This window comes from Avibacterium sp. 21-595 (assembly GCF_023611905.1).
Classification (GTDB): domain Bacteria; phylum Pseudomonadota; class Gammaproteobacteria; order Enterobacterales; family Pasteurellaceae; genus Avibacterium.
Genome location: NZ_CP091455.1, coordinates 1,644,557 through 1,671,331 on the forward strand (window position 1 = coordinate 1,644,557; position 26,775 = coordinate 1,671,331).

Here is a 26,775-nt window from a genome sequence, read left to right on the forward strand (position 1 = left end):
CCAAACGTGCACTCACACATTTGGGGATTTTTTATTTTATTTTTTATTACGATACCAAGGCTCAACCGCACGCCAAATCGCCGTCAAATTAATTTGCGTTTCTTCCGCAAACAACATTAATAATTCCAGACCTTCCATTGACTCTAAACTCTGAATACTGCCTTTATGTTGACACCATAATTCCCATAAAAGCGTCTTTTGCTCATCAGTGGCCGTGGCTTTTCGTCCTGGCTCTTCACGAATACCCAGCAAACTGCGTCTTGCTGAGACTTTCGTCGTACTCAAACCAAAGTAGGCATTCAACATCTGGATAGACGCACCAAGGAGCAAGGCTCTATCAATAATCATTCGTTCCTGCGAATTGACTTGTGCCATTTTGACCATTTTCCAAAAGGCACTGTGATCGATACTAATCGCTGCAATCGGCACTTTAGATTGAGCAATATCGTACATTTCATCAATGCTTAACTGTTGGATTTCACTGAGTTCTGCCGTTGAAAAGCCAAGGTGATGGCAGGTATTCACGTTACCTTCGCGGATATTATTGACAATGTGGTCTAAAATCACTTTATTTAAATTATCAAGCATAACGCCTCCATTAAGCTGAAGCCCGCAAATAGCGAACAAGACGAATGAGTCGAAATAATTTCACCAAGGTGACATCATCAATTTTAGGTTCTCGATCTGCCGAACCTAACAATAATGCCGTATCAAGAAAACAGGCTTCCGAATAGGCTAGATTCTGTGTTTGCAACATACTGAGCAACTCATAAATGGTACGTTGGGTATCATCTTTTAAGGAATCTTCGACGGCTTTCATCTGAAAGCTGTAATCGACAGGCTCATTTACAACGTGTTCAACGAGTTCATCAAGCTCAAACTGCTCGGCAATATCTAAGGCAAGTGAATAGGCTTCCGCTTTATGTTGGCGACTTGGGTACACTTGCCAAATATCCGCAACAGGTTGACGACCAACACAAGCAAACTCTAGCCCATTTGCAATAGCTTGCTGCTCACGTTGAGCCTGAATGCTCATTCCTGGCGTAATGCCATAATTTTGGACAAATTGCTGGGCGAGATCTTGGGTTGGTTCAGAACGAGAAACCTCATAGACTGTTTCGGTATTCACAATGTCATTGACGGCTTCAGTGTCTAAACTATCGTGGCTGGCATCTTCTACAAAAGTGCGGTCATTTTTTTCTGCGTTTTCGGCACGTTCATCAAAGATTGATGTAATGGCACTTGCACTTTCTGATTCGGTCATCTCAACGTCTTGAACAGGTTCAGAAAGGGATTTTTCCAATTGCTGTTGCTGAAATCTCGCCACATCTTCTTCACTATGCTGAATTTGTGCATCAATTTCTTGCTGCTTTTTCGCTAATTTTTGGAATTTACGCTCATCAAGATCCACTTCCACATAGAGCATTTCATAGCTGACTTTACCCTCAAGGGCATCCGTCATCTCATTAATTAAGGCATCTTGAAAGGTCTTCACATTGAATGGGTGATCATCATTACAACGAGAAAGACTATTTTTCCAAATAGCTTCAAACGTGATTTCTGTATCAAATTGATATTGTTGCCAAACCTCAAGAGCGTTATTGCGAATGGCTAGCAACTTATCTATTGGGCTATGACCTAATCCATTAAACAATACATCAGGAATAAAAGGGTACAGATAATTTATACACCGTTCCATCTTTGTTACTAAAACATGCGATATAATGTAACCGTCATTTTCTAAAACATCTGATAATTCTCTAGACGAAAGCTGTTTTCCTAACTTTTTCTCGTAATACTCCTTCGCCTGCTGAATCCCTAACGCTTTCTCTATAAAGGTTAAATCTGCACGGGTATCATTTTCAATTAAATGACCGATCAGCAAATCGAGTTCGGCTTCCACACTGTCCGCTGTCTCCCCTTTCCAAGGTTTATATAGGCATTCAATCGCCCAAAAACGCTGATCTTGGGTTTCACTAAATAGCTCTTTTAAGGCTTGAATCCGCGTATTCCCCCCGTCTGCGATGATATAAAACGGCTCACCTGGACGTTGGGTAATATTAGGCTTATGATCGAGTCCGCGACGTCGAATAGATTCTTTGATCATCTCAAAGTTAGGATTACGGGTTTTGCGTGGATTATGCTCATAAGGGCGTAATTTATCCAAAGTTACTGTAATGTACTGAGAGGTTGTAGGGTAATGCGTCGCAGCCGCCCCTACATAAGAAGGCGAGGTATTCACCATTGGTGCGACATTTAAATTCCGTGCCACAGCATCTGATAATTTTTTGTTTTTAATATTCATTGCGATATCCACCTAAATTCATTTCATTTTCAAATAAACTAAACTCACCATAAAAACGGCATTTCACGCTCCCTAATGGGCCATTACGTTGTTTTCCGATAATGATTTCAGCTAGCCCCCGATCGACACTTTCTGGGTGATAGACTTCATCACGATAGATAAATAGGATCACATCAGCATCTTGCTCTAACGAGCCAGATTCGCGTAAATCTGCATTGACAGGGCGTTTATTGGTACGTTGTTCTAAACTACGATTGAGTTGTGAAAGGGCATAAACAGGACGCCCTAATTCTTTGGCTAAGGCTTTCAATGCCCCTGAAATTTGAGTGATTTCAAGGTGTCGGTTTTCTACTCTGCCTGTACCTCGCATTAATTGGAGATAATCAATGAAAACCGCTGCAGGCAAGCCATATTGTCGGCTATATTGACGTACTTTACTGCGTAATCGAGGGATCGTTAATGCCCCCTCATCATCAATAATTAATCGCTTGTCCCAGTTTTGTTTAATATCGCCCGCAGAATCCGTAATTTTGCTCCAATCTTCTTCCTCAAGCTCGGTTGCTCGACGAATTTTTTGCAAACTCACTCGTGATTTCATTGCCATAAAACGTTGTAATAACTGGTCAGCTGGCATTTCCTGACTGAAATAAAACACGGGCTGATCCGTCAGCTTATCCAGAATACTTGCAGTGGCCGTGAGAGAAAGTGCCGTTTTTCCCATCGCAGGGCGAGCAGCGATGATAATCAGTTCCCCCGCTTGCCCGCCAGTGGTCAATTCATCAATTTGTTGAATACCTAATGGTGTGCCTGTAACAGGATCCGCACTTAAGGTAGATTGCTCCATCTTATCGAACATTTGCGAAAAAATGTCCGCTAATTGCACCGCACTTTTATCTGTTTGATTTAACGAAATTTTCGTATATCGCTGTTCAATCTGCTCGGCAAGTGCTGCCAAATTTTCCGCATTCTTAGGCTCCTTCATTTCACTTAAAATAAACTGCCCCAAGGCTAAAAATTGGCGTTGCCGACTATATTGTTTGACCAGCTCTGCATAAGCTACAATGTTGGCAACGGATGGCGTGTTATTGGCTATTTCAGCTAAATAGGCAATCCCCCCGACATCTTCCAGCCTGCCTTTTTCTTTGCAAGCTTCCGATACTGTGAGTATATCAATGGCTTTATTTTGGTTAACCAGTGACGCAATAGTTTCAAAAATATAGCGATGCTCGACAATATAGAAATCTTCAGGGGTGAGAATGATCGCCACATCATCAAAGCAATCCGCATTAATCAATAACCCGCCAATGACGGAATATTCTGCCTCAAGCGAATAAAGCTCAGCGGGGGATTTTTTCGTTTTACGCATTATGTCCTCCTAAACCTTGCTCAAATTGATGGGCAAATTGAGGCAACAAATGCATACACAGTGCCTGAATTACGGCATACTCTGCTTTGCTATGTCGATAGACGGGCAATGAATAGGTTGCCGCCTCACGGTAAGCGACTTTGTCAGGAATATGAAAATCAAGGAGGGTTTTATCAGCACTTAAGTTTTGCTCAAAAAGCTGTTTTAGCTGACTAAGCACAAATTTCACATCATTGGTATGATCGACACAGTTAGGCACCGCTTTGAGCGGCGGGAGCGAAAACCCAAATGCCTCAAAGGTCTGCAATTCTTGGTACATACCTATCGTGCCGCGAAGAAATTCTTTTGCGGATAAAATATGTGGCAAGATAGGACAAAATAATAAATCTGCGGCAAGTACAGACATATCTACCGTAATATCTCGTGTTCCGCGTGTATCCACAATAATCACATCATAGCCTTTGAGCTTTTTCAGCAAAAAACTAAACCGTATTGCACCATCAGGAGCATTGCGTAGCATTTGGCTGACATTATTTGTGGGATCGTTGGATTGAATTAAATCCAAATTGGGCAGGGTTGTTTTTGAAATAATATGGGCGGGATCAACATCTTGATAGGTCAAAAACTCATGGATACCACCTGGTGCGACATAATCTAAAGCAAAATAAGCACTGAGTGTCGGTTGCGTATCGGTATCAATTAATAAGGTCTTTAACCCGTGATCTGCACAAAATGCACCAATATTCGCCGCATTTGTACTTTTTGCTGAACCGCCTTTGGTTGAGGCTATGGTAATGATGAATGGTTTTTTGGTAAAAAATTGATTAGTGTTCATAATCATACTCACTTATACAAGAAAAATGGATAAGAAAGTATTGACTGAAATTAATTACATAGAAGAGAGTATCTAGAATTGATCAAATCTTACTTTAAACTCTACTTAAGAGTTGATTTCAAATGGTGCCCGAGGGCGGACTTGAACCGCCACGACTCGAAAGTCGAGGGATTTTAAATACTTTTTTAAACCAAATAAAATCAATAAGTTATTGATTAGTCGCCAAATTAAATAAACAATTTTACACAAAGATAAACAATTATAAACAAAAATAGACACCAATAGCCACCAAAAAGAACAAGGGATTTTGAAAAAATTAATCCCTTTTTAGATTAGATAATGGATTGAGTGCTACCGCACTTTCTAAATGCGATGGGGCAAAATGTGCATAGCGCATCGTCATTTCAACGGTGGAATGCCCTAGTATTTCTTTTAACACAAGGATATTGCCCCCGTTCATCATAAAATGACTGGCGAAAGTGTGGCGTAAAACGTGGGTTGATTGCCCTTTTGGCAAGTCAATATTGGCACGCTCTACCGCATTTTCAAAGGCTTCATAAGCATCATCAAATAGACGTCCGCGCTTTTTAGGCAGCATCTCATAAAGTTCTTTGCTTATAGGTATCGTGCGATTTTTCTTTGATTTCGTGTTGATGTAAGTGATTTTGTAAGGCATTATCTGCGATTGAGTAAGCTGTTCTGCTTCGCTCCAACGTGCGCCAGTGGCAAGGCAAATGCGCACAATTAGCCCCAAATCTTTATTGCGAGAATTATCACATTCAATAAGCAACCGTTCTATTTCATCAGTATAAAGAAAAGCAAGTTCCGTTTCAGATTCTTTAAACAAGCGCACGCCCTCTAATGGGTTTGAACCTTTCCATTTGCCAAGATTTCGCAATTCATTAAACACAGCACGCAAATAGGCGTGTTCGCGGTTTACCGTGGCTTCTTTCGGTGGGCGTTTGGGATTTTTGGAAAATTTCCCTGCAAGGCGTGATTTACGATACTCCGCAAAAACATCTTTGGTAAGTTGTTCCGCTTTTAAATCACCTAGATTAGTGGCAAGGTTTAGCAATTTGTTTAGGCGATTTTCACCGTCTGATAGGGTTTGACCGTGCAAATCATACCATTCCGTTATCAGCTCTTTAAGTGTTGGCCCTTCTGCAACAACCAATTCAATATCATCTAATTTATCGTGCTTTTGACTATGCTGATTTTGATAGCGAATAGCTTCACCCTTGGTTAAAAACCATTTGCGAATGCGTTTGCCATTTTGGTAGAAATCAGCAAGCCACTTGCCACCTTTGCTAGGGTCTTTTCGTACTGACATTTTAATAATGAATAAAATACTTACTCTACATTGGGAAATCTAGGCAAATCCTGCATTAATTCTTCATTTTCTTTTAATATTTTCTCCATATTTTCTACAGCCTGTTTTATTTGCTCTTTCTCTTTCTTAGAAAATACTTTAGTTTTGCTCATATTATCCATACTGCAATTTTTCAGATCTTGCGTGCACAATTTTTCCAATAAAGTTGATGGCATAGCTGATTTTATTGTGTAAAGAGCAAATTCCATTTGAGATTTAGGCTTGTAGTTAGATGAAGTTTCTGACTGCAAACGTTCAGAAACAGGGGCTAGCACTTTGTCCAAATACTGATCCGTAAACAAACAATCTTTGAAGTTCAATGAATCAAGAGTAAACTCATCAAATTTACACATTAGATCAACTTTATCATTTTTTGATAAAGCTAAAACACGCTCATCTTTTTCATCAACTTTAAAATAAGCCTGTCCTAATGTGGCTTTTTTTAGTTCTGAAACAATAAAAGCATTGCCAAAAACATCTTCTTTAATTTTACTTACCGTTGTTTTAATTCTAATTGGGTGTTTCTTATATTTTTTATTCGCTGCAAGCTCATTATTTGTATAATCAGCATAAATCTGATCAGCTGAATAAGTATCTCCAACAAAATTACTTTTCTTTGCAGAAAGCGCCCATTGCTTTAAATCATTGATAGAATTTTTGATAAATAATTTTTCATAATTACTTTGATTTGCATAAGCGATTGATGATAATAATGCCAAGCATAGTAAATAGAATTTAATGTTTAATCTCATTCCAAAATCTCCCCAGTTTCAGGATTAACTTTCAAAAATTCAATATAAAAATCATTCATAGAATATTCTTTATCATTAATAAACACAGCGTTTTTGAAACTCTCCTGTTTAAATGTTCGTGTAGTTTTTTTCATATAACAAAAACATTTCCAATAAATACCTTGTTTTTCCGGGTTATAAAGAATATGGTCTAATCGAAGTTTTCTAAAGCCACCTTGGTATGGATAAGAAAAATCAAAAGGCTTACCATCCCAAATAATTTTTTGTTTAGAATCATAATCGTTGAAATTCTTCAATTTTTTATCATATTTTCCATTTTCTAGGTCATTAAGAAATTGTTTTGTAATTATCTCTTCAGGATAAAAATAATCTCCAGACCTTACTTTCACTTTTGAAGTAATGCGACGTGATGCAACAAGATAATAGTCTTTTGTATCAAGATCATCATTTAAAACAAAAGCGGGTTCCCAATCATCATCACTACTGTCAGGAGTTAAATCTGCAATACCCACTAAGTAACTAATTATCCGTTCTCTCGTCCCATCTTCAAGTTCATACCAAAAATCTATCTTGTGGGGGTATTCTAGAACTTTTAATACTTTAGGAGATGTCACCGCATCTTCTCCATTTTCAAAATCACTTTACCCACGATGTCAATATCATTGACATCACACTCAAAAGAAAACTTCCCGCCGTCCACACGGATTTTGCCGGCTGGTAGCACGGTGATATAGCGGATCAAGTGGGAATTTTCCACGATGACGAAGTATTCCCCGTCAGTTAAATTGCCAACATCTTTTGTGGCGAAATACGTCAAATTGTTCTCCACAATGCCAAAAACATTGTCGTAAGCCTCGCGGCTTTCTAAATTCGGTAACAGATTGATAAATAAAGGTGTCGCGCCTTTTATGAAAGATTTTCCATTTTCAAGCAAGATTGTATGAAAATATTTCAAGTCGCTAATTTCATCAAAAATTGGCTCTTCTCCATAAATCAAATATTGCAATCTTGCCCCTGTTTCCATTGCACATTTTGCAACGTAATCACCAGGGAAATAATCTCGCTTAACCCAAGAACTAAAGGTATTTGGCGAAATTCCTAAGTATTCGCCAAAATCTTTTCTTTTAGCAAATCCATAGGCTTTTTGCAGTCTATCAATAACGGCTTTTCCGCCCTTAATTTCCTTAATCATAAAAAAGAACCATAAAAAATAAGTTGCAAGTCAAAATTAACCATTATATTATCTCTATGGTCAATTTTAACCACAAAAGAGAACAAGAGAACTCTTTTTGATGTATTTTGAAATCATATCACAAAGCATAAAGGGGTGCTATATGCAAGAAACGCAATCAGCTACAAGGAGAAAGGTTCAGTTCTATTTAACAGAAGAACAACTTGAGCAACTAAAGGAATTAGCCGCTAAAGAAAATCGGACATTTACCAATATGGGGCTAACGTTAGTGTTAGAGGGAATGAAACGAAGAAAGGGAGAGAATGCCTGATGGGAAGATGTAAAGAAGAATTAGTACTGACACCAGAACTTGAAGCCAATTTAAGGGCGCGGCGCTTTTTAACCATAAAAGAATTTGCTCTGCTTTATCACAGAACCCCGCGCCAAGTGCAATATGCTCTTGAGAATGGCTGGCTCATTCCGCGCGAGCGGGAAAAAGGAAAAATAAAGCCAATGTGGTTTATTGATATGGTTGCCACTCGTCAAATGGGCGGGTTGATATAAACCGCACCAATACAGCAATAGGAATAAATATGGCACGCCAATTTATTGAAACGGAATTAGGTATCGAATTGAAATGTTCTTGTTGTGGTGAGTTTTACCCTGCTGACAAAGAATTTTTCTATCGTTGCAATAAAAGTAAATGGGGTTTCCATTCTTGGTGCAAGGCTTGCTACGAAAGTAACGATAAGCAAATTGCAAAACGTGAAAGATGGAAAAACAAAAACCGCACTCATCAAAGTGCGGTGGGATTTTAAAGAAAATTTTATAGGTGGAGAAAAACAATGACTAATCAACATAACCCTTCAAACGAAGATGTAACAACTTTGAGTGAATATTTTTATCAGCTTCAGTTGCGCCTGCAGGCACTTCAGACAAGAGTTTATCTTGTTGAGAAACTAGCTGTTGACGCTGGGATGGAGTTAGCAGAGATCCATAAAAGTGTAGTGTCCGTGCAAGTCCATTATGCACCTTTTGATACATTGTGGCATAGCCCTTCTGATTGCGAGCAAATACGTCAAATTCAAGCAGCATTTCCAGCGATTCAGGCGTTGCACGGCTACGCTGATCAGCTGTCAATAAATGATAAATTGCTCTACAAAGTTGTTGGCTTATATAAACATCATAGTTCGGATCGTACATATCCTAATTTCCTTGTATTTAGTCCGCAAGAGCTTGAGGCATTTCGACAAGCCTCAATGCGTTTTGATGCGGAGATGATGAAACAAAAAGCTAAGCGTCAGAATGTGGCTCGCCCAGAAGTTCAGCCAAGTAGCGATCAAACACATCAGCCAATTCGGGGGACGTTTGCGCAATTACGTCGCTTGCGTGGGAAAGCTCTTGCTCAAGGGCGTCAAGCACATCAACTTCATCACGCGGCTGCACTCGAGCCAGTGCGCGAATCAGTGCGCGATTTAGCTTTTCAAGAAACAGCACTTTCACTTCAAGCTCATTCAGATGTTGGTGAAGCGTTTGTTCGTTTTTGTTTGAGTGGTAAGACATATGATGACCTCTTTGAATTAAGTTCCGAATTAATGGCGATTTATGCACAAGGATACAGCAAAAGCAAAGGGGATGACAATGCCAAAACAAACCCACCCAACACAAAATAAACCAGCAATTCAACTGATGCCTTTGGGAATGCGGCAGATTGTCGCACTTCCAAAAGGAAAAAGTGCAAAGCTCATCACCGCGAAAATATGGAGCATTGATTATGGCGTTTACCGATTTTCCCGAAATTGAAAAAACGCCCCAAGAGGTAAATCAAAGGGGCATTAATCAATTATTTAAAATGTTGAATATGGCTGATCCGATAACGCGAGCATTCAATGCTCTTTCGGAGCGAGATAAAAAGTTATTAATTGCTATCGGCGGTACATCAGAGAGCGATTTAAGCAACCCTTACCATTCCAACTTTCAGCTAGAAAATTACAGTGATGAAGGGTTTAAAAAAATTGTAAAAGCCATTCGTTACATTCGCCGCTTAGCCGAGAAATTACCTTGCGAAAGCGCATTAGAAACATACACAAGCAGCAAACAATTAAAACAACGGGAGTTACGCAATGAAAAACACCACAGCAATTAATTTAAACCAGCTTAATTTAGACGTTGTCGCCGGTGCGATGTTTTATTGGAAAGATAGCCATAACGCCTATTTAACTTACGCCAAGCGAGAACGAGCAAGAAAGCAGTATTTTCTCAATAAAGCGGCGCAATGCCGTAAAGAAGTCGCTGATTTAGTCAGCCTAATGCGTTTGGCACGCGTCATTCACTAAGGAGCAACTCAATGACCATTCAACACCAACACATTATTGAGCTTTCCAACCGTTATCAAATTGTCTTTAGTGATAATGGTTTTGTGTTTTATCAGCTGATTTTAACCGATGAAGGTACGTGGAAACGCGCAAAAGGACAACTTTGCCGCAACTTTGAAGCAGTGGTTGAAACCTTGCAACACTGCGAATTAAACAATGAAGAAGTCAATAGCCTGAATGATTGCGCTAACACGCTACAAGCTATTTTGGCAGAAATTAAAGAAATCAAAGCGTTAAGCGTAAGTCAATAATCCATTTTCAGGGCGGTTGTGATGTCATTACTTCCTTCTAACAATTCCACAGCGAACAATCGCCCTGAACCTTTTTTTCAGGTGTCGCCACCTATTCCCTATAAGCCACAACGCGATCCCGATGAACAACTTACTGCGGCACAGTTAGAATTATTTGATACCGTGCCAGAAGATTATGAGTTTGTCGAAGCATACTTAAAACAATTTCCCCGTGCGCGTCAGCGTGAAACCTTTCGTAAGCTCTATTTGCGTGAATATCGCAGTGTGAAAGATGATGGTTCTATCGCTTTCGCCTGTGGCAATAAGCAACGCAACCACGCCAACACTTGGCTTAGAGAAACCTTAGGTCGCCGCTTAAAACTCGTTTTTGCTCAATATCGTTGTAATGTGTCTTGGCTGCAAGCCTTTCAGGGCAAAAACCCGAAATGGCTAGACGATTTGATGTTAGACATCAAATTAAGTGCCAAAGATGAAAGCTATCGCACAGAATTTGAAGCCAGTTATGACGGTGAAAAAGCACAACGCAATTATGCTTTTTGGCAGAAAAAAGAAACACAAAAAGCAAGCATTCCATTTTATTTACTCACAGAGACCAAACTAAAAGAAATTGCCAAACAATTAGCCAGAGCCTTTAGCCAATATCAATATGACTATGTGCAACGCATTGCTAAGCGCAATCAAGGTAAAAAGCTAAGTGCGGTGGAAATTGATGAACATTTTTTAGCACTGTATAAACAATGTGGTGAAGCCTGTGAATCAATGGGCTTTGCCCTCAATCATTGGGAAAGCCGTAAAAACGCAAAGAAAATCAAGGGTGATATAGTTGATTCCGCCCTTAGCCGTATAGTGTGTGAAAAACATTGGTTTACGCGTATGCGTACCGTGCAGCGTCAAATGGTGGAACATATCGCCATTGCGTGCGGTAGTGTACGCCGTGGCGTGAGCCTTTATGTGTCTTACGATGGTTTGCGAGAATGGAAAGAGCAAATTAAGAAAAACTACGATTATTTGAAACAAATGATTGTAGAAAATATTGATGATCCTGCCGAACAAGCAGAATTATTTGATATGTATCTGAAAAGCTCAAGTAACCCTGCTTTACGCCGTCAAGAACTGATGAACCGCTTGCGCGGCATTGAAGAATGGGCAGAGCAAAAAGGGCATATTGCGCTTTTCCTGACATTAACCGCACCAAGTAAATATCACGCCCAACACGTTAAAGGCGGTGAGAATAAAAAATATAACGGTGCAAGCCCAAAAGATACGCAGCGCTATTTGAATAACGTATGGAAAAAATACCGTGCGTTACTCAAAAAGCGCCGCATTGCTTTTTATGGTATGCGTGTTGCTGAATCACACCACGATGGCACACCACACTGGCATTTGTTGCTTTATATCCAACCCGAACACAAAGATGAGGTGATCCGCCTATTCCGCCTGAAAGCGCTTGAAGAAGACGGCGATGAACGTGGCGCAGAAGAACACCGCTGCAAAGTGGAAGAATGCGACCCAACCCAAGGCACGCCAACGGGTTATATCGTGAAATATATTTCCAAAAATATTAATGGGTTTGCCCTTGATGATGAATATTCCGATGAAGATCCAGATGTATTGCTAAAAGACCTCGCCGCAAATGCACGTGCCTGGGCGAGCATTTGGCACATTCGTCAATTCCAGTTCTACGGCGATAAATTCGTCACCCTTTGGCGAGAATTACGCCGCCTTGCCAGCCAACAGGCGAAAGAAGAACGTGCGGCACAAAAAGCCCAAGCGAAAGCCCGTGAGCAAGCCAATCAATTCAACCTTGATTTAAGCCAACCACAAGAAACCAAAACCATACAAGCCAAGGCATATCCAAAAGCGTGGCAATTTGACGATCTTACTCTTGCACGCACAATCGCTTGTGCCGATGTGGGGGATTATGCCGCTTTTGTGAGTGCGTTAACGCCAAACGGCTTTTTGAGCGAACGCAAAGATGTGCCATTGAAAATGTACTGCGAAACCAGCGAACCAAACCAATACAACGAAACACGCCAAATTATTAAGGGGGTGAAAAATGTCTTTACCTTAGACGAACCTATTCTTACTCGTACTAAAAAATGGGTTATTAAGAAAGGTGATCCAAATCGCCACACTGAATCCCACGAGCGAAGCGAGGCTAACTTAGGCGGGCTTGCCCGCCCTTGGACTTGTGTCAGTAACTGTAACCTAGAAAAACGCTCAATTTTAGAGCAAAGGATCAAAGAAGTAGTAAGACCGATAGCAAAACCACTCAATGATCGACAAATAAATTGGATATTGAAAGGAAATCGACTTATTTTAAACCGAAAACATTCGATAAAAGTTATCAATGATGAAGTCATTATCACCGAAAGCAAGCAACCTGTTCAGGCTGTTACGTCTGACACGAGTGGCGTTTTACAAAAAATTTGGGATATGTTTTCTTGATATTAATCAAATTCAACCAATAGGAAATAATTATGAATAAATCTAATACAGAGAAACAAGATAAAGACTTGTGGGCGACACCCTGGTGGGTATTTTGGTTTGCAGAAGCCTACTTTGGGATCAAATTTGATCTTGATGTGTGCGCAATGGCACATAACAAGAAAGTGAAAAAATACATCAGCCCAGAACAAAACACTTTGATCACTGAATGGAACGGGCGTTTTTGTTGGTGCAATCCGCCTTATTCAAATCCGTTGCCTTTTGTGATGCGGGCTATCCAACAATCCGTTCTACACAACAAAACCGTAGTAATGTTGCTCAATGTAGATAATTCAACAAAATGGTTTAATCAATGTGTGCGTAATGCCAAAGAGATTGTTTATATCACAGATAAGCGTATCCCTTTTATCAACAACGAAACAGGAAAAGAAACCGATCAAAATAATAAAGGGCAAATGCTGGTTTTATTCGCCCCAAACAACGGCTTAGATTGTTTAAAAACAAGCTATATATCAATGCTAAAAATGCGAGAAATTGGCAACCAATGGGGGCGTGAAAATGGTTTATCAGCCCTTTAGTCATATTCCTGTAAATCGTAATGCACAGCCTTATGACTTACCTGCTATACCTGAAAAGAAAGAAAAGGGGAAAGACAAATGTTGACAACGAAAAAAATGATCGCTATTTTAAAAAAAAGCAGTCGCAATATCGACTGTCGGGAATTGGCGTTCCTGAATATACTACAAGGGCAGTGAGAATATAGTCGCCTAAAGCGACTTTTTAACTGAAAACAGCAAATCAACCTTTTTAAGAAATTTCTTAAAAAGTCCAATGGTGGGCTGTTTAAGGGATCGAAAGATCACCGTTATCTTGTAGGACGGTACGCCAACCTTGAACAGTTCACCACCAACAAATTGGCGTTTGTTTGTGGTGAGTTTTAAAAATTTGCTACAAGGAATAACAAATGACTAATTCAAATTTAGTTGCCGTTTTTAACGGGCAAATCGCTAATCAATCAGTACAACTTTGTAATGCTCGTGATCTACATCAATTTTTAACAGTAAAAACACAATTTGGGAATTGGATCAAAGATCGCATTTCAGACTACGGCTTTATCCAAGATGAAGATTATATTGTTACTACTGAACGCACCGCGGGACGACCACGTAAAGAATATTATATAACGCTTGATATGGGTAAAGAACTCGGAATGGTTGAACGCAACGAGAAAGGACGACAAATCCGCCGTTATTTTATTGAATGTGAGCGCAGAAATAAAAGTGCGGTTATGCCATCTGCACCGATCATTCGCCCCCCATTAAAGTTAAATGCTGTACAGCAAAGCCAACTTACCGCACTTTTAAACTATGTTGATTATTTCACGGGAGAAGTCTATCCCGCATTACAGACATTATTCCCAAAATTAAACGAAGCACACTATGCACAAGTCAGTGATATGCGTATCTTGTATTTGTTGTTGAGTAAATCAACCAAACTCAATCAGTATAGGACATCATTAAAATAAACAAAAAAGTTTATAAAATTGCTTGCAAAAATAAACAAAAATGTTTATTATAATCTCATCTTAAGACACACGGAGGAATAATGAAACAAAGTGAGTTTTTAAGATGGCTGAAAGCGCAAGGCGTTGAAGTTAAAGAAGGTAGCAATCACAGCAAACTTTACTACAACGGCAAACAATCGACAATACCCCGACATCCCTCGAAAGAGATGAAAACGGGAACAGTAAAAGCGATTAAAAAGCAATTAGGTCTAGTATAATTCCAAGCCCTCGCAAGGGGGCTTGTTTTAAGATGAGGTAAGCTATGTTATATCCTGCAAAATTTAAACGTGAAGATGATGGTTATACAGTCACATTTCGTGATATTCCCGAAGCGATAACCTGCGGTGATGACTATGATGATGCGGTAAATATGGCAAAAGATGCACTATTAACGGCAATGGATTTTTATTTTGAAGATCAGCGTGCTGTACCATTACCAAGTAAAGCCAGAAAAGGCGAAGTTCTTATTGATTTGCCACCTAGTGTATTTGCTAAAGTATTATTACTGAATGAGATGTTAGAGCAGAAAATATCTAACGTAGATTTGGCAAAACGAATTAAGGTAAAACCACAGGAAATGCAACGTATTACTAATTTATCGCATAGTACAAAAATTGACACTATCGCAAAGGCATTATCTGCATTGGGTAAAAACTTACGAATAGGTATCGCTTAGAGAAATTTTTTAAAGTATCAAAAAACAAGCAGGACTGTAAGTCCCCTTATTTGAGTAGGAGAAAATATGTTATACCCAATTTGTTTAGAAAAAGTCAGTGATGGCTATGTAGTATCTGTGCCAGATGTGCCGGGCTGTTTTTCTGCGGGCGATACCTTTGCTGAAGCCTTTGAGAATGCAAAAGAAGCCATTGCTTTGCATATCGAAGGAATGCTTGAGGATGGCGAAGATATTCCAAAACCGCAAGACGTTGAAGCACATATCAATAACCCTGAATATAAAGGGTTTATTGTTTCCGCTGTTGATGTTGATCTTTCCCACTTAATGGGTAAAGCGGAAAAAATCAATATTACCGTACCGGCTTTGTTATTGCATAAAATTGACACCTTTATTGCTAGTCATCCAGAATACAAAAGCCGTAGCGGTTTCTTAGCTCAAATCGCCACCGATAAATTATTATCCGCGTAAAAAAAAGCCGCTTTTTAGCGGCTTTTTTCTGCATCTAGCAATATTTTCAAATCTTCCCGATCTTTTTCTGATAGCTGATCAATCAAATATTTTAACAAGCCATCTTTTGTGAGTTGGCTCGTTTTGGTTGTGTGGCTAAATTCTTGGTTCACAACGAACTTATGGCCACATTCTGGGTTACGGCAAGAACAGTACAATTTGCTGAAATTACTGTGTATTCGATCAGTCCTTGTGATTATCGCTTTTGAATTACACACATTACAATAAATATCTGCTGTCCTTGCCATTTTTAAACAACCCCTATCTACCTAAACAATAGTAGCAATATAGCAAATCACTGTTCATTTATACAGATTAAAAATAAAAAATTATTCCACTTTTTTTGTCTCTAAAAACTTGACTTTTAATGCACTTCCAATTTCAGGATCGCTATTAATGGCTTGGCTAATAATGGACTGCATTGGCAGCACTTCGTCTTGTCGGTAAGTATCCCGCAATTTAATTGGATCGCCCAATCCTCCAGCATTACTTGGGATAATCCCCCCCAGCCCAGGTGGGAATCGGTGAGCAGTTAAAATATCTTGGGCAGAGATGTTTTTGATGTTGGCAAATTCATCTTTAGTGCCAGTATCGCCAATCGGAATAATTTTCACGCCATCGGGCGAACCATTGGGAATATTGATAAACATACTTTTAAAATTCCCCACACCGCGGCTTTGCTCGATTTTTTTCGCGAGTTCTTCTTCCATTTCTTCGTTTAAATCGGGATCCGTGGCGTACAAAATAAAGCCCATATGCGCACCGTTGCTAAAATAACGGCGGCGGAAAATCGTAGCATCAGAATTAAGCAAAGCAGATTGAATACCACCCACATAATCCGGTGAGCCGTAAACTTGTTGCATTGGATCATAGAGCTTAATAAAAATGATGTCTTTCGCGTCAAATTGATAAATATTATTTTCGCTATCCTGTAAGGATTTCTTTAAAAGATAGGTATATCCCCCATCTTTACGAACCCTTAAATAAAGTGATGAAAGAACGTGCAAGCGAACCACTTGCCCGAAGCCATTGCGAATTTTTAATAATCCTACATCACCGAATTGAATTAAATTCAAGCATAGTGCGCGCATATCCATTTTTGACAATGCGCCACTGATATAATCACTGCTAATCATATTTGCACGACTATTTAAAATACCGCAGTGTTGGGCGTTTTGGTGTGGTAATTTCGCTAATATTTGGCGATTAATTGGCGGAATATAACATTGATAGGTATTATCAAAACCAAGCCCCATATAATCCAAGGCGGGCGCACCCGTTAGGCTGTTTTTATCTAATTCGTTCCAATTAAAGGTTTTCACTTGTGCGCTTTTCTGTTTTTTAAGTGCGGTCTTTTTTTTCGTCATTTTTTTACATTCTCCAAACGCTTTTACGTTTTTTGTTTTCGTTGAGCGGCTTACGATCAACCGCATTACAAATTGCCCAGAACACATCCGCGTGTTGATTTTGGCTAGTGCGATCAGCAATGTAGGTTGTTTGCCCACCGCTTCGGGTTGTGGTTTGTTTAATCATTAAAAAACTGGCTGGAATGTCGGTTTCTTGCTCCGACCATTCGATCAAGCCGTTATCCACTAAATCATAGACTTTCAGCACCATTGAGGCTTTCACATCAGGGCTATAATTAATGGCAGTGGTTGCACGTGGGGCAAAATCTTTCACCATTTCATAAACGCCCACGCCTACGCCAGTGGCATCAATGCCGATATGGGTAAAGTTGTATTTTTCAGCCAATTTTTTAATCTGCTCTGATTGATACATATAACTTAGCCCGTGCCATTGGTGGCGTTCTAATATGCGGAATTTTTCTTTTGGTAAAATTGGCGGGGCAATCACAACAAAGCTCGCCCCATCAACACTATGCGCTGGATCATAACCGCCCCATACTTCACGGCGACCAATCGGATTAGGATCGTTAAAATCAACGTCTTTCCATTTTCTGATCTCCACTGCACATTTGAGCAGTTTGGAAATAGAGAAAATGGAATCCGCATCATCAACCCACTTGCACATAAAAAGCTGTTCAAAGGCGGCTTTGCTATATTTTTGGCGTAGGGCGTCAATGTCAAATAGCACACCTGCACCGCCTGCAATGGCATCTTCAATGGTAATGACATAACGCCATTGCCCATCAGGACAAACGCAGCCACCTTTGCGCATTGCTTCAACGCTTGGAAATACCACGTCTTTACGCTCGGCAGAACCCTGTTTCCAAAGCTCGCCACTCCAAAATTTATAAGCACCGTGGAATTTTGATGAAGGCGTTGAAAAATAGGTTTCACGCCATTTTTTATGCGTCGCCATTGCCGATGACACGGTGTTAAATTCTTCAAAATTGCGCAGCCAAGCATATTCATCACCGAAAACGTGGCCGTGATAACCTTGTGCGGTAGATTTATTGGTAGATAAAAAATGCAACTCTGCCCCATTGCTTAAAATAATGGGATTGCCTTTTAGCTCCACTTCAAAATATTCCCGTGCCATTTTAATAATGTAGGTTTTAAAAATTTCTGCTTGGCGTTTTGAGGCAGATAAAAAGATTTGGTTATCACCCGTTAAAATCGCATCTTCCAAGGCTTCAAAGGCAAAATAATAAGTCATTCCCACTTGGCGAGATTTCAGGATATTGCGCACCTTATGATGTTTGTTATCTCGGCAAGTCAGTTGATAGGAAAACAAGGTATCCAAAAACGGCTGGAACATTTCGGGAATGATGTGCGAAATGTCATTTTTGGCTTTTTTCTGCTTTTTCTTGCGTTCTGTTGCGTCCGCAAAATTTCCGTCAAATTGCACCGCACTTTGATTTTCAGCCATAAGTTTTTGTTTTTGGCTTGCACGTTGCTTTTTATATTGCAGATCCTTATCAATCAAGGCTTCTAATTCCTTGATTTCTTGCTCTGTTTTACTCTCTCTTTCCGTGAGCGTGATAATCCGCAGGGCAATGAGTTCTTCAATGCCCTGTTCACCAATCATATTGCGCCAGTTGTATTTTTCCGCCCAGTAATAAATCGGGCGCGCAGAATTTAGCCCCAACTCTTTAGCGATTTCCGCCGGCGTCCATTTTTTCAAATATAAATGGCGTGCCGCATAAATCACTTCATCGGAATAACGTTGGGATTTGCGCTTTCTAAGTGTTTTGATCGTATCCATATCCGCTATTTTTCGCCATTTCAACGGAAAAAATAGCGGCAGAATTCGGATATTTTCGGATATAAGACGAAATCGTGCTATATCCGAAAATATCCGAATTTTACACCGTGATTTTTTTTGAAGATTGGGAAAAAATGCCCGAAGTAATGATTGAAAGCTTGCAACACTTTGCAACCAAGGGCATAAAAATGAAGAACGAAAGCAAAATCAAAACAGGTTTTATTTGTGTGGCGACATCGGGGTATTCCGTGGACGGTCGCCAGATTACCGCTGCAGAACTGCACGAAATGGCAGAAAGCTACGATCCTGAATTATATACCGCGAATTTATGGCTAGAACATCGCCGCTTTATGAGTTTCGGGCAAGTGCTAGAACTCAAAGCAGAAGATCAACCGAACGGCGAAACCAAACTTTATGCGGTGATTGCTCCGAATCAATATTTAGTCAATATGAATGCCGAAGGGCAAGGCTTATTTTCTAGCGTAGAGATTATGCCGAATTTCCGAAACACAGGAAAAGCCTATTTATATGGCTTAGGCGTTACAGACTCCCCTGCTTCTGTAGGCACTACCAAATTAGATTTTTTCAATATTAAACCGAATGGCAGCCAATTTAGCGAATTCGTGAAAATGGATTTCGCTATTCAAAAAGAAAATGAAGAAGAGCGAATGAAACGCGGCTTTCTTGGTGCATTGAAAGAATTCTTTTCGCTTTCCGCTCAAACCAATGAGCAAACTCACTCCGATAATAACAATAACAAAGAGGAAATCCTTATGACCGATGAACAACTTGCCAAATTTGGCGCAGTGATCGCTACCGCGGTGGCATCTGCCTTTAGCGCCAAGCAAGAGCCTGAAAAGCCAACAGAACCACAACCACAGGCGGAACAATCAAAAGAAACGCCTGCGGCAGAAAATCAAGGGGTAACAAAAGAAGAATTTAACCAGCTTTTAACTTCTTTCCAAACGCTTGAGAAAAAATTCAATGCGTTAAGCCAAGAAGCAACACAAATCCCAACAGGGGAACCTGTTCAAGAAAAATTTAATGTGGCGGTATAAAAATGAAAGCAGCAACAGAAAAAGTACTTAAGGAATTTCAACAAGCAGTAGCGGAATATTATGCCGCAGATGTGGATCGAGTTATCGCTGGAAAAACTTTTTCCATTGATACACCAAAAGCAATTCATTTATTAGGAAATATTCAGAAGAAATCGGATTTTTTAAGCAAAATTAACTACGTTCAAGTAGATGATATTGCTGGACAATTAATTTTTGGTGCTACAGAAAGTCTGATTACTGGACGCAAAGAAAATGCCCGTAATTATGGACAAGTTAGTCCAACAGGTACCTCTTATCAATGTGTCGAAATGGATTCAGGTGTATTGATTCCTTGGGCTCGCTTAGATCAATGGGGACACCTTGCTCCAAACTTTGCCAAAATGTGGGCAGACTATGTGCAACGCCAAATCGCCTTAGACGAAATTCAAATTGGCTTCTATGGTGAAAGTGTCGCAACAAACACGTCTGATCCACAAGGTAAAGATGTTAATAAGGGTTGGATGCAATTTGCACGAGATAACAAGCCAAGCCAAATTCTGACGGAAGGCAAAACATCAAACGAAATCCACATTTTTGGTGATGAGGGTGATTATAAAAATTTAGATGAACTTGCTTATGATTTACGTCAGGGGTTGCACGAACGTCATCGTGATGCTGGTGATCTTGTGTTCCTTGTTGGAGCGGATTTAGTCGCTAAAGAGGCAAGCACGATTTACCGTGGTAATGGCTTAATCGCAACAGAAAAAGCAGCATTAAATACACAGACATTGATGAAAACCTTTGGTGGTATGCCGTCAATGATGGTTCCTAATCTGCCTGCACGTGCCGCGATTGTTACAAGCCTAGATAACCTTTCTATTTATGTGCAGAAAGGAAGTATTCGTCGTAGTTTCCGCGAAGATCAAGAATCAAAAGCAATCAAAGATAGTTACTACCGTAATGCCGCTTATGTTGTTGAAGATTTAGGCAAATTCGCAGCAATTGAATTTAAAAATGTGAAATTGCTAGATTCGGACGGAACGTACAAGTAACAAGGATTAAAAAATGGGAATGCGTGAATTTCAAAAACGAATGGAAAAACTGACCGCACTTGAGAATCAGCCTGCACAGCAAGCTGTTGTGCTGGTTTCGCATAGTCAGCAAGACGTGCTAGATATTGCACTGAAAAATGACATTGAAAAAATTCGTGCACTCCCAACCTTGGTAGACCGAGCAGAATATAAACGCAATCACTTTTTGCCAAAGTGGTTGCCGTTGGTTGAAGAATATTTTGCCAAAGGAGAGATTTATCAAAATGACGTTATTGCCTATTGCATTATCTATGCTTTTGATGTTGGCGATTTGGGCGGTGCTACACGATTGGCGAGAATGGCTATTGCCCAAAACCAATCAATGCCAGCCAATTTTAGAAGTACCTTGCCGACCTTTGTGGCTGACCAAGTTTTGGCGTGGGCTGAAAGAATGGCTCACCAAGGTCAAAGTGCAGAGCCTTACTTTACTGACACGTTTGAGGCGGTGGCTAAAACGTGGCATTTACACGAAATCGTAACGGCGAAATGGTACAAATTCGCTGCCACCTTGTTTTTACGTAACCAACAAGGCGAAGTTCACGCGGCAAGTGTTGAAGATATTGAAAGCCTAGAATTGGCGTTATTCCTCGCCCAAAAAGCCTTGGAATATAACCATAAAGCAGGCGTGAACTCAATGATTGATCGCATTGTAATGCGACTTAAAAAACTCCACCAAAGTGCGGATCTTAACTTGGATATGCGTCATCTTACAGTTGATCACGTCATTGAAAAGTTACGGTTCCGCACTTCTTTAGCTCACAAGGAGCAAGCCAATGTTTAATGGGGTTTCAGTTGAATATGATGACAGCGTCATCAGCACTAACGGCTTTTGGGGTGAAATCGAAGTAAGCGAATTTCAGAAGCAACGTGCGATCCCTGTTCAGGTTCCTGTGGAAATGATTAAAGCCGTGCTAATCCAAGCAATGCAGGAAGTCAATTTAGAACTGGAAGGCATTGCGGCACAGTATCAAGCACAAGGCATTAAGCAGGTGAGTGAAATTAGCAGTGTGCAAATTGGCGGTGAAAACTTTGCGCAAACCCAATACAAAAAAGCAGTATTTGCACGAGCAAAAGCGGATTTATTGCCCGAATTTCTCACGCTTTCCGCAAGAGAAATTCACGAAGGGCGCACTTTAGTGCAAGAACAAAAAAGCCTGTTGGCTGAATCCTACTTTGCCATTCGCCGATTAAAAGGGAAAAAACGGGGGAATGTATGGCTACTTTAAATAAGTTGCTTTATCAGAAACTTGCGGAATATATCAAAACCAAATTACCGAAAAGCTATCACAGTAAATTTTACGCTTGGTTTAATGGAGTGAGTATTATTGATCAAGGGAAAAACATTACTGATGATGGTATTGAGCTTTATCACCTCAAATACGAGGGGATTTTATGGCTTGATGAAATTGCCTTTGAGCAACTCAATTTGCTTGAACTGATTTTTCATATCAATGATTGGCTAGAACATAATGATCCATTAAGGGAAATTCTTGATATGGGCGAGGTCGATTTTACTACGCAGATCGTTGATGACAAAAGTGCTAATGTGAGTTTTACCATTGACTTCCAAGAACCCATTACAGCGGTTAAATTGGATGATGGCAACATTGTTGTAGATGGAGAAAGATATCAGCTTGCACCAGTACCTATTTATGTGGCAGAGCATTTACAAAGTATTGAGGTTGTTCGTGATGTTTAAATTTTCAGCAAAAGGCGTAAAGGAATTAAAACGAGATTTAAAAATCTTGCTAATGACGAAAGCCGATAGAAAAGAGGTTTTTAAACTCACAGCAAAAAAAATACGTCAAGCGGCGAAAAAAAACATAAATGCACAAAGTGATCCCGATGGCAAAAAATGGACGCCAAGAAAAAAAGCCAAAAAGACCAACGAAGCCGATTTTAAAGGTAAGCAAGGGAAACGCTTAGAACGAGCAAAACAAAAATCACAAAGAATGTTAGCTAACCGTGCATCAGCAAAAAATTTAAGTGTTAAAGAAAATAGTAGCTTTAGTGTCAGCATTACACCGAAAAACCCAAGGCAAGCGCTGATTTCAGCCATTCATCAATACGGATTAACCGTGAAGCGCAAACGTACAAAATATGGCGGAGCAGATGATTTATGAGTTTAGCCAAAGCCACAGAAAAACAGGCGCAAGCGTTATTAGAAGTGGGATTTAATCAGCCTAAAAATCCGTTTAAACCAAAAGCAAAACGCCCAAAGATGAGTAAAAGCCTTGCTCATAAGCTATTAGAAAAGTGGGCAGCAAGAATAAAAAGTGGAACAAATCGCCGTTCTGCGTCATTGAATGAGGTAATGAATACTGTCAATGAAAAACAAGCTGGCGTGTTGCTGAATTTGCTTGATCCGGGTCGCAGAAAACGCAAACAACAAGAAAAGAAAGCGAAAAATGAGCCGGTGAAATATGACCAACGCAGATTTATGGATGAAGATGAGAAGCGCAATGCGCAAAGAGTAGATGAAAGCATTGAACAAATGTATGCGAAAAAAGGTTTAAAAAAATAACCTCGAATGACGGCAATCATTCGAGGTTGTAAACCCCTTACCTAACTTTCAACCAATAAGGAGCTAAGAATATGAGTGATTATATTCTATTTATTCAACTAATCAAGGAGATTTTAACAATGGAAAAATTCTGTCTTTTGGCGATCCTCATTTTACTTATGTTCGTTGGGATAGTTATTTGGCGATTTCCCGAAATTCTCCACGCGTGGATTGAATATAAAAAATACTTAGAAAAATAGAAAAAGTGATTATGGAATACGGTATTTTACAACCCACACTTTGCATTATTGCCATTATTACTGCATATCGGTTACCAAGTATTCTAAAAGAAATCCGATTATTGCTTAAATCTAAAGACGAATATTGATCAGACAATAACAACAATAACAAGAGGTCAATCACTATGTACCCATATGTACGAATTAACGCCCTTAATCAATTAAGTGGGCCAACCAAAGAAATTGAACGCCACGCACTTTTTGTTGGCGTGGGAGAAACCAATAAAGGCAAGCTGATCGCGGTTACCCCTGATAGCGATTTAGATAAGCTACTCGGCACTGCACCCACAGAATTAAAAAAACAGGTGCATACTGCAATGGTCAATGCAAACACAGATTGGTATGCCCACGTTTATGTTGCCGATGAAAGCGGTTACGACTTTGTAGAATGTGTAAAAGCCGCGCAAAGCGTAGCAAGTTTTGAATTTTGCGTGAATACCTACACCACGGGCATTGATAAAAGCAAAATCAACGCCTTGCAAACCTTATACAAAGAGCTACTTAATACCCTTTCACGCCGCACTTTCTTTATTCAAGCGCTGGATGGTATTAACGCTGATGAAAGCGAGGGCGAAACTTGGGATCAGTATGTTGCTAAGCTCGTTACCTTACAACAGGACATCGCAGCCGATCACGTTATGCTTGTGCCTAATTTAATGGGCAATGACGTTGGTGCATTGGCTGGGCGCTTGGCAAATTCTGCGGTGTCTGTAGCTGATAGTCCTGCTCGTGTAAAAACAGGGGCGTTAGTCAATGTTGGGGATAACAAGCCAAAAGATAAGGACGGCAATGTAATCACGGTTGCACACTTAAAAAGCCTTGAACAAGCACGCTTTTCTACGTTTATGTGGTATCCAGACTATGACGGCTATTACTGGTCAGACGGTCGCACATTAGATGTTGAAGGTGGCGATTATCAAGCCATTGAAAATGTACGTGTGATTGATAAAGCTGCGCGCAAAGTGCGCTTGTTGGCCATCGCGAAAATTGCCGATCGTTCGTTCAACTCAACCGCATCTAGCACCGAGTACCATCAAAGCTATTTTGCTACGCCATTGCGCGAAATGAGCAAAGCCACAACGATCGCAGGTATCAATTTCCCGGGTGAATGTATGCCACCGAAAGAAGGCGACATCGTGATCACTTGGATGAATAAAAACGAAGTCAAAATTTATATGAAAGTGCGTACTTATGATTGTCCGAAAGGCATTGAAGTAAACATTTTCTTAGATTTAACCACATTAGGAGATTAAGACAATGAGCGCACGAATTTCTGGAATGAACTTTGATATTTATATGTTAGGTCAGCCGATCCACGTGGAGGCGGCGAGCCTTTCTATCACGGACAATACGAAAGTCGCAACCAGCCGAGGCGTACCAGACAATTATGTTGATGGTGATGTTTCCGCCGAAGGTGAGCTTGAAGTAGATACAAAAAACTTTAACAAAATCAAAATGGTTGCGGCTGCCGTAGGCAGTTATCGGGATTTACCCGAAACTGATCTTGTGTTTTTTGCCAAACGAGGCAGCGAACGCCAAAAAGTGGAAGCCTTCGGCTGTAAATTACTTCTTACAGATTTATTAGATATTGATCCTAAAGGTGGGAGCAAAGCAACCCGTAAAATCAAATATTTTGTAACTAGCCCCGATTTTGTTCGCATTGATGGCGTGCCGTATCTCTCTAGCTACGACACCCGCGATTTAATCGGCTAACCCTATTTGGCGACCGTTTGGCATTAACATAACAATAATAATAAACACAAGAGAAACGAGTTCGCCAATCTTTTTGAGGTGTACCAATGTTTAACGACATTATCAATTTTTTCAAAGCTAATACCGCCCCTGTTTCGGGATCTGTTGCGGTTGCGGTTGGCAGTTTATCACCCAATGAGGCGGCAGCGATTGCCAGTATTGTTTTTGGTTTTTGCACAATCGCAATGAATTTTTACTTTAAGCAACGTGAATTAAAACTACGTCAGCAAGAAATGGAACGGAAATACCACAATGAACAAGCAAACAAGCACTAAAAAATGGGTGATGTGCGGTGTTTTGGCCGTGCTTGCCATTGTGGGAGCAAAATATAGCCAAGATTTACGCACAAGCCCACAAGGTTTGCAACTGATTGCCAATGCGGAAGGTTGTGTGCGTAACCCTTACCAATGCCCAAGTGATGTGCTGACGGTGGGAATTGGCAGCACAAACAGCGTGGAAAAAATCAATCCGAATAAAACCTATTCCCTTGATGAAATCGCCCGACTTTATGCCAAAGGTATTGCGCAAGCAGAACAATGTGTAAACCAACACGCCAACGGGCAAGCAATGCCACAAGGGGCATTTGATGCCTTGGTGAGTATTACTTATAACGTGGGTTGCGGAAAAATGCGAAAAAGCACCCTGTTTAAGCTAGCAAAACAAGGTTATAAGCCTGCAATGTGCGATCAGTTTTCCCGCTGGGTTTATAGCAATGGGAAACCACTCAAAGGGCTTGTTGAACGCAGAAAACAGGAGCGTGATTTATGTTTGGGCGTTTAAGTTTTGCAGATGTTGGCTTGGCTGTGGCGATGTTATTTGGTGTTTTATTGACGGCATTTTTAAGCAGCCAAAACAGCCGCTTAAGACAAGAAAATAGCTTGCTTGCCCAACAAGTGAGCCAATTTAAAAAGCAAGCCATTGTCACAAATCAACGCTTGTTAAAACTGCAAGAAATGGCTGAACTTGCTACCAAAAAAGCGGAAAAAACCACCGCACTTTATAAACAACAAAAAAACGCATTAAAGGTGGCCAATGAAAAACATAAAAACTGGGCTAATGAGCCTGTGCCTGATGATGTTATTCGGGTGTTCGAGCTCAACCATTAACACGGCTCAACCTATTACCTGCCCGATTGTTGCAAGTTGCGTTAAGCCTACGCCTGTGATTAAAACCAATGGCGATTTAGCTCACGCATTAATGGATTATCAGCACAATTTGAGCCAATGCCAAAACGCGCACGAACAACTTAAGCAGTGCATTAGCGACTACAACAAATTTTTACAACAATAAGAAACCAAAAGGAAAA

The 26,775-nt window shown here is 40.2% G+C and carries 37 protein-coding genes; 26 read left to right on the plus strand and 11 right to left on the minus strand.

Annotation, left to right across the window (positions count from 1 at the left end; all coding sequences use genetic code 11):
* Window positions 1-36 precede the first annotated feature (36 nt).
* From L4F92_RS07555 to L4F92_RS07590, 8 genes are all read right to left on the minus strand, one after another.
* The gene (locus L4F92_RS07555; RefSeq protein WP_250363266.1) at window positions 37-588 is read right to left on the minus strand and encodes a DUF2857 domain-containing protein; all 552 of its coding nucleotides are present in this window, start codon (window positions 586-588) and stop codon (window positions 37-39) included.
* Window positions 589-598: 10 nt separating this feature from the next.
* Window positions 599-2,305, minus strand: coding sequence for a ParB family protein (locus tag L4F92_RS07560; RefSeq protein WP_250363267.1), 1,707 nt, complete (start codon window positions 2,303-2,305; stop codon window positions 599-601).
* On the minus strand, window positions 2,295-3,671 hold the full coding sequence (gene dnaB, locus L4F92_RS07565) for a replicative DNA helicase (RefSeq protein WP_250363268.1): 1,377 nt from the start codon (window positions 3,669-3,671) through the stop codon (window positions 2,295-2,297). Before dnaB ends, L4F92_RS07560 begins: the two co-directional genes overlap by 11 nt.
* Window positions 3,664-4,506, minus strand: coding sequence for a ParA family protein (locus tag L4F92_RS07570; RefSeq protein WP_250363269.1), 843 nt, complete (start codon window positions 4,504-4,506; stop codon window positions 3,664-3,666). The genes dnaB and L4F92_RS07570 overlap by 8 nt, the downstream gene beginning before the upstream one ends.
* Window positions 4,507-4,822: 316 nt before the next feature.
* On the minus strand, window positions 4,823-5,836 hold the full coding sequence (locus L4F92_RS07575; RefSeq protein WP_250363270.1) for a site-specific integrase: 1,014 nt from the start codon (window positions 5,834-5,836) through the stop codon (window positions 4,823-4,825).
* 20 nt (window positions 5,837-5,856) lie between these two features.
* Entirely contained in the window at window positions 5,857-6,627 is a 771-nt protein-coding gene (locus tag L4F92_RS07580; protein ID WP_250363271.1) for an OB-fold putative lipoprotein, read from the minus strand.
* On the minus strand, window positions 6,624-7,241 hold the full coding sequence (locus L4F92_RS07585) for a hypothetical protein (RefSeq protein WP_250363272.1): 618 nt from the start codon (window positions 7,239-7,241) through the stop codon (window positions 6,624-6,626). The genes L4F92_RS07580 and L4F92_RS07585 overlap by 4 nt, the downstream gene beginning before the upstream one ends.
* Window positions 7,238-7,819, minus strand: coding sequence for a phage repressor protein CI (locus L4F92_RS07590; protein ID WP_250363273.1), 582 nt, complete (start codon window positions 7,817-7,819; stop codon window positions 7,238-7,240). Before L4F92_RS07590 ends, L4F92_RS07585 begins: the two co-directional genes overlap by 4 nt.
* A gap of 142 nt (window positions 7,820-7,961) precedes the next feature.
* On the opposite strand from L4F92_RS07590, the gene L4F92_RS07595 reads away from it, so the two are divergent.
* From L4F92_RS07595 to L4F92_RS07655, 13 genes are all read left to right on the plus strand, one after another.
* Window positions 7,962-8,129, plus strand: coding sequence for a hypothetical protein (locus tag L4F92_RS07595; RefSeq protein ID WP_250363274.1), 168 nt, complete (start codon window positions 7,962-7,964; stop codon window positions 8,127-8,129).
* Window positions 8,129-8,362: a hypothetical protein gene (locus tag L4F92_RS07600; protein ID WP_250363275.1), complete on the plus strand. Its 234-nt coding sequence runs from the start codon at window positions 8,129-8,131 to the stop codon at window positions 8,360-8,362. The genes L4F92_RS07595 and L4F92_RS07600 overlap by 1 nt, the downstream gene beginning before the upstream one ends.
* A 29-nt stretch (window positions 8,363-8,391) precedes the next feature.
* Window positions 8,392-8,616, plus strand: coding sequence for a hypothetical protein (locus L4F92_RS07605; RefSeq protein ID WP_250363276.1), 225 nt, complete (start codon window positions 8,392-8,394; stop codon window positions 8,614-8,616).
* Between the two features lie 27 nt (window positions 8,617-8,643).
* Window positions 8,644-9,471, plus strand: coding sequence for a hypothetical protein (locus L4F92_RS07610; RefSeq protein ID WP_250363277.1), 828 nt, complete (start codon window positions 8,644-8,646; stop codon window positions 9,469-9,471).
* Window positions 9,472-9,533: 62 nt separating this feature from the next.
* Window positions 9,534-9,944, plus strand: a complete 411-nt coding sequence (locus L4F92_RS07615; protein WP_250363278.1) for a hypothetical protein — start codon at window positions 9,534-9,536, stop codon at window positions 9,942-9,944.
* Window positions 9,922-10,134 carry a hypothetical protein gene (locus L4F92_RS07620; RefSeq protein ID WP_250363279.1) on the plus strand — a complete coding sequence of 71 codons (213 nt, stop codon included), beginning with the start codon at window positions 9,922-9,924 and terminating at the stop codon, window positions 10,132-10,134. The genes L4F92_RS07615 and L4F92_RS07620 overlap by 23 nt, the downstream gene beginning before the upstream one ends.
* An 11-nt stretch (window positions 10,135-10,145) precedes the next feature.
* Complete coding sequence (locus L4F92_RS07625; protein ID WP_250363280.1) at window positions 10,146-10,424, plus strand: hypothetical protein; 279 nt, start codon at window positions 10,146-10,148, stop codon at window positions 10,422-10,424.
* A gap of 21 nt (window positions 10,425-10,445) precedes the next feature.
* Window positions 10,446-12,872, plus strand: coding sequence for a replication endonuclease (locus L4F92_RS07630; RefSeq protein ID WP_250363281.1), 2,427 nt, complete (start codon window positions 10,446-10,448; stop codon window positions 12,870-12,872).
* Between the two features lie 32 nt (window positions 12,873-12,904).
* Window positions 12,905-13,450, plus strand: coding sequence for a phage N-6-adenine-methyltransferase (locus L4F92_RS07635; protein ID WP_250363282.1), 546 nt, complete (start codon window positions 12,905-12,907; stop codon window positions 13,448-13,450).
* A gap of 386 nt (window positions 13,451-13,836) precedes the next feature.
* The gene (locus tag L4F92_RS07640) at window positions 13,837-14,397 is read left to right on the plus strand and encodes an antA/AntB antirepressor family protein (protein ID WP_250363283.1); all 561 of its coding nucleotides are present in this window, start codon (window positions 13,837-13,839) and stop codon (window positions 14,395-14,397) included.
* Window positions 14,398-14,477: 80 nt separating this feature from the next.
* Entirely contained in the window at window positions 14,478-14,654 is a 177-nt protein-coding gene (locus L4F92_RS07645; RefSeq protein ID WP_250363284.1) for a type II toxin-antitoxin system HicA family toxin, read from the plus strand.
* A 44-nt stretch (window positions 14,655-14,698) separates the two neighbouring features.
* Entirely contained in the window at window positions 14,699-15,112 is a 414-nt protein-coding gene (locus L4F92_RS07650; protein WP_250363285.1) for a type II toxin-antitoxin system HicB family antitoxin, read from the plus strand.
* Window positions 15,113-15,178: 66 nt separating this feature from the next.
* Window positions 15,179-15,580 (plus strand): type II toxin-antitoxin system HicB family antitoxin, encoded by a 402-nt coding sequence (locus tag L4F92_RS07655; protein ID WP_250363286.1) that lies wholly within the window; start codon window positions 15,179-15,181, stop codon window positions 15,578-15,580.
* 14 nt (window positions 15,581-15,594) lie between these two features.
* Here the strand turns inward: L4F92_RS07655 and L4F92_RS07660 are convergent, their stop codons facing one another.
* The 3 genes from L4F92_RS07660 to L4F92_RS07670 all read right to left on the minus strand — a co-directional run bounded on the left by L4F92_RS07660 (window position 15,595) and on the right by L4F92_RS07670 (window position 18,787).
* On the minus strand, window positions 15,595-15,867 hold the full coding sequence (locus tag L4F92_RS07660; RefSeq protein WP_250363287.1) for an ogr/Delta-like zinc finger family protein: 273 nt from the start codon (window positions 15,865-15,867) through the stop codon (window positions 15,595-15,597).
* A gap of 81 nt (window positions 15,868-15,948) precedes the next feature.
* A complete protein-coding gene (locus L4F92_RS07665; RefSeq protein WP_250363288.1) occupies window positions 15,949-16,986 on the minus strand; it encodes a phage portal protein in 1,038 nt (345 codons plus the stop codon).
* A gap of 4 nt (window positions 16,987-16,990) precedes the next feature.
* A complete protein-coding gene (locus L4F92_RS07670; protein WP_250363289.1) occupies window positions 16,991-18,787 on the minus strand; it encodes a terminase large subunit domain-containing protein in 1,797 nt (598 codons plus the stop codon).
* 188 nt (window positions 18,788-18,975) lie between these two features.
* Between L4F92_RS07670 and L4F92_RS07675 the strand changes: the two genes are divergently transcribed.
* The 13 genes from L4F92_RS07675 to lysC all read left to right on the plus strand — a co-directional run bounded on the left by L4F92_RS07675 (window position 18,976) and on the right by lysC (window position 26,759).
* Window positions 18,976-19,845, plus strand: coding sequence for a GPO family capsid scaffolding protein (locus L4F92_RS07675; protein WP_250363290.1), 870 nt, complete (start codon window positions 18,976-18,978; stop codon window positions 19,843-19,845).
* Window positions 19,846-19,847: 2 nt separating this feature from the next.
* A complete protein-coding gene (locus L4F92_RS07680; protein WP_250363291.1) occupies window positions 19,848-20,876 on the plus strand; it encodes a phage major capsid protein, P2 family in 1,029 nt (342 codons plus the stop codon).
* A gap of 13 nt (window positions 20,877-20,889) precedes the next feature.
* Window positions 20,890-21,696 (plus strand): phage terminase small subunit, encoded by an 807-nt coding sequence (gpM, locus tag L4F92_RS07685; RefSeq protein WP_250363292.1) that lies wholly within the window; start codon window positions 20,890-20,892, stop codon window positions 21,694-21,696.
* Entirely contained in the window at window positions 21,689-22,141 is a 453-nt protein-coding gene (locus L4F92_RS07690) for a head completion/stabilization protein (protein ID WP_250363293.1), read from the plus strand. The genes gpM and L4F92_RS07690 overlap by 8 nt, the downstream gene beginning before the upstream one ends.
* Window positions 22,129-22,614, plus strand: coding sequence for a phage tail protein (locus L4F92_RS07695; RefSeq protein ID WP_250363294.1), 486 nt, complete (start codon window positions 22,129-22,131; stop codon window positions 22,612-22,614). The genes L4F92_RS07690 and L4F92_RS07695 overlap by 13 nt, the downstream gene beginning before the upstream one ends.
* Window positions 22,607-23,038 (plus strand): phage virion morphogenesis protein, encoded by a 432-nt coding sequence (locus tag L4F92_RS07700; protein WP_250363295.1) that lies wholly within the window; start codon window positions 22,607-22,609, stop codon window positions 23,036-23,038. Before L4F92_RS07695 ends, L4F92_RS07700 begins: the two co-directional genes overlap by 8 nt.
* Window positions 23,035-23,439, plus strand: a complete 405-nt coding sequence (locus tag L4F92_RS07705; protein WP_250363296.1) for a hypothetical protein — start codon at window positions 23,035-23,037, stop codon at window positions 23,437-23,439. The genes L4F92_RS07700 and L4F92_RS07705 overlap by 4 nt, the downstream gene beginning before the upstream one ends.
* A gap of 403 nt (window positions 23,440-23,842) precedes the next feature.
* A complete protein-coding gene (locus tag L4F92_RS07710; protein ID WP_250363297.1) occupies window positions 23,843-24,970 on the plus strand; it encodes a DUF2586 domain-containing protein in 1,128 nt (375 codons plus the stop codon).
* Window positions 24,971-24,974: 4 nt separating this feature from the next.
* Entirely contained in the window at window positions 24,975-25,430 is a 456-nt protein-coding gene (locus L4F92_RS07715; protein ID WP_250363298.1) for a phage protein, read from the plus strand.
* An 86-nt stretch (window positions 25,431-25,516) separates the two neighbouring features.
* A complete protein-coding gene (locus L4F92_RS07720) occupies window positions 25,517-25,744 on the plus strand; it encodes a phage holin (protein WP_250363299.1) in 228 nt (75 codons plus the stop codon).
* Window positions 25,722-26,249, plus strand: a complete 528-nt coding sequence (locus L4F92_RS07725; RefSeq protein WP_250363300.1) for a lysozyme — start codon at window positions 25,722-25,724, stop codon at window positions 26,247-26,249. The genes L4F92_RS07720 and L4F92_RS07725 overlap by 23 nt, the downstream gene beginning before the upstream one ends.
* Window positions 26,234-26,575 carry a hypothetical protein gene (locus L4F92_RS07730; protein ID WP_250363301.1) on the plus strand — a complete coding sequence of 114 codons (342 nt, stop codon included), beginning with the start codon at window positions 26,234-26,236 and terminating at the stop codon, window positions 26,573-26,575. The genes L4F92_RS07725 and L4F92_RS07730 overlap by 16 nt, the downstream gene beginning before the upstream one ends.
* Window positions 26,544-26,759, plus strand: coding sequence for an Rz1-like lysis system protein LysC (lysC, locus tag L4F92_RS07735; RefSeq protein ID WP_250364578.1), 216 nt, complete (start codon window positions 26,544-26,546; stop codon window positions 26,757-26,759). The genes L4F92_RS07730 and lysC overlap by 32 nt, the downstream gene beginning before the upstream one ends.
* The last annotated feature ends 16 nt before the right edge of the window (window positions 26,760-26,775 follow it).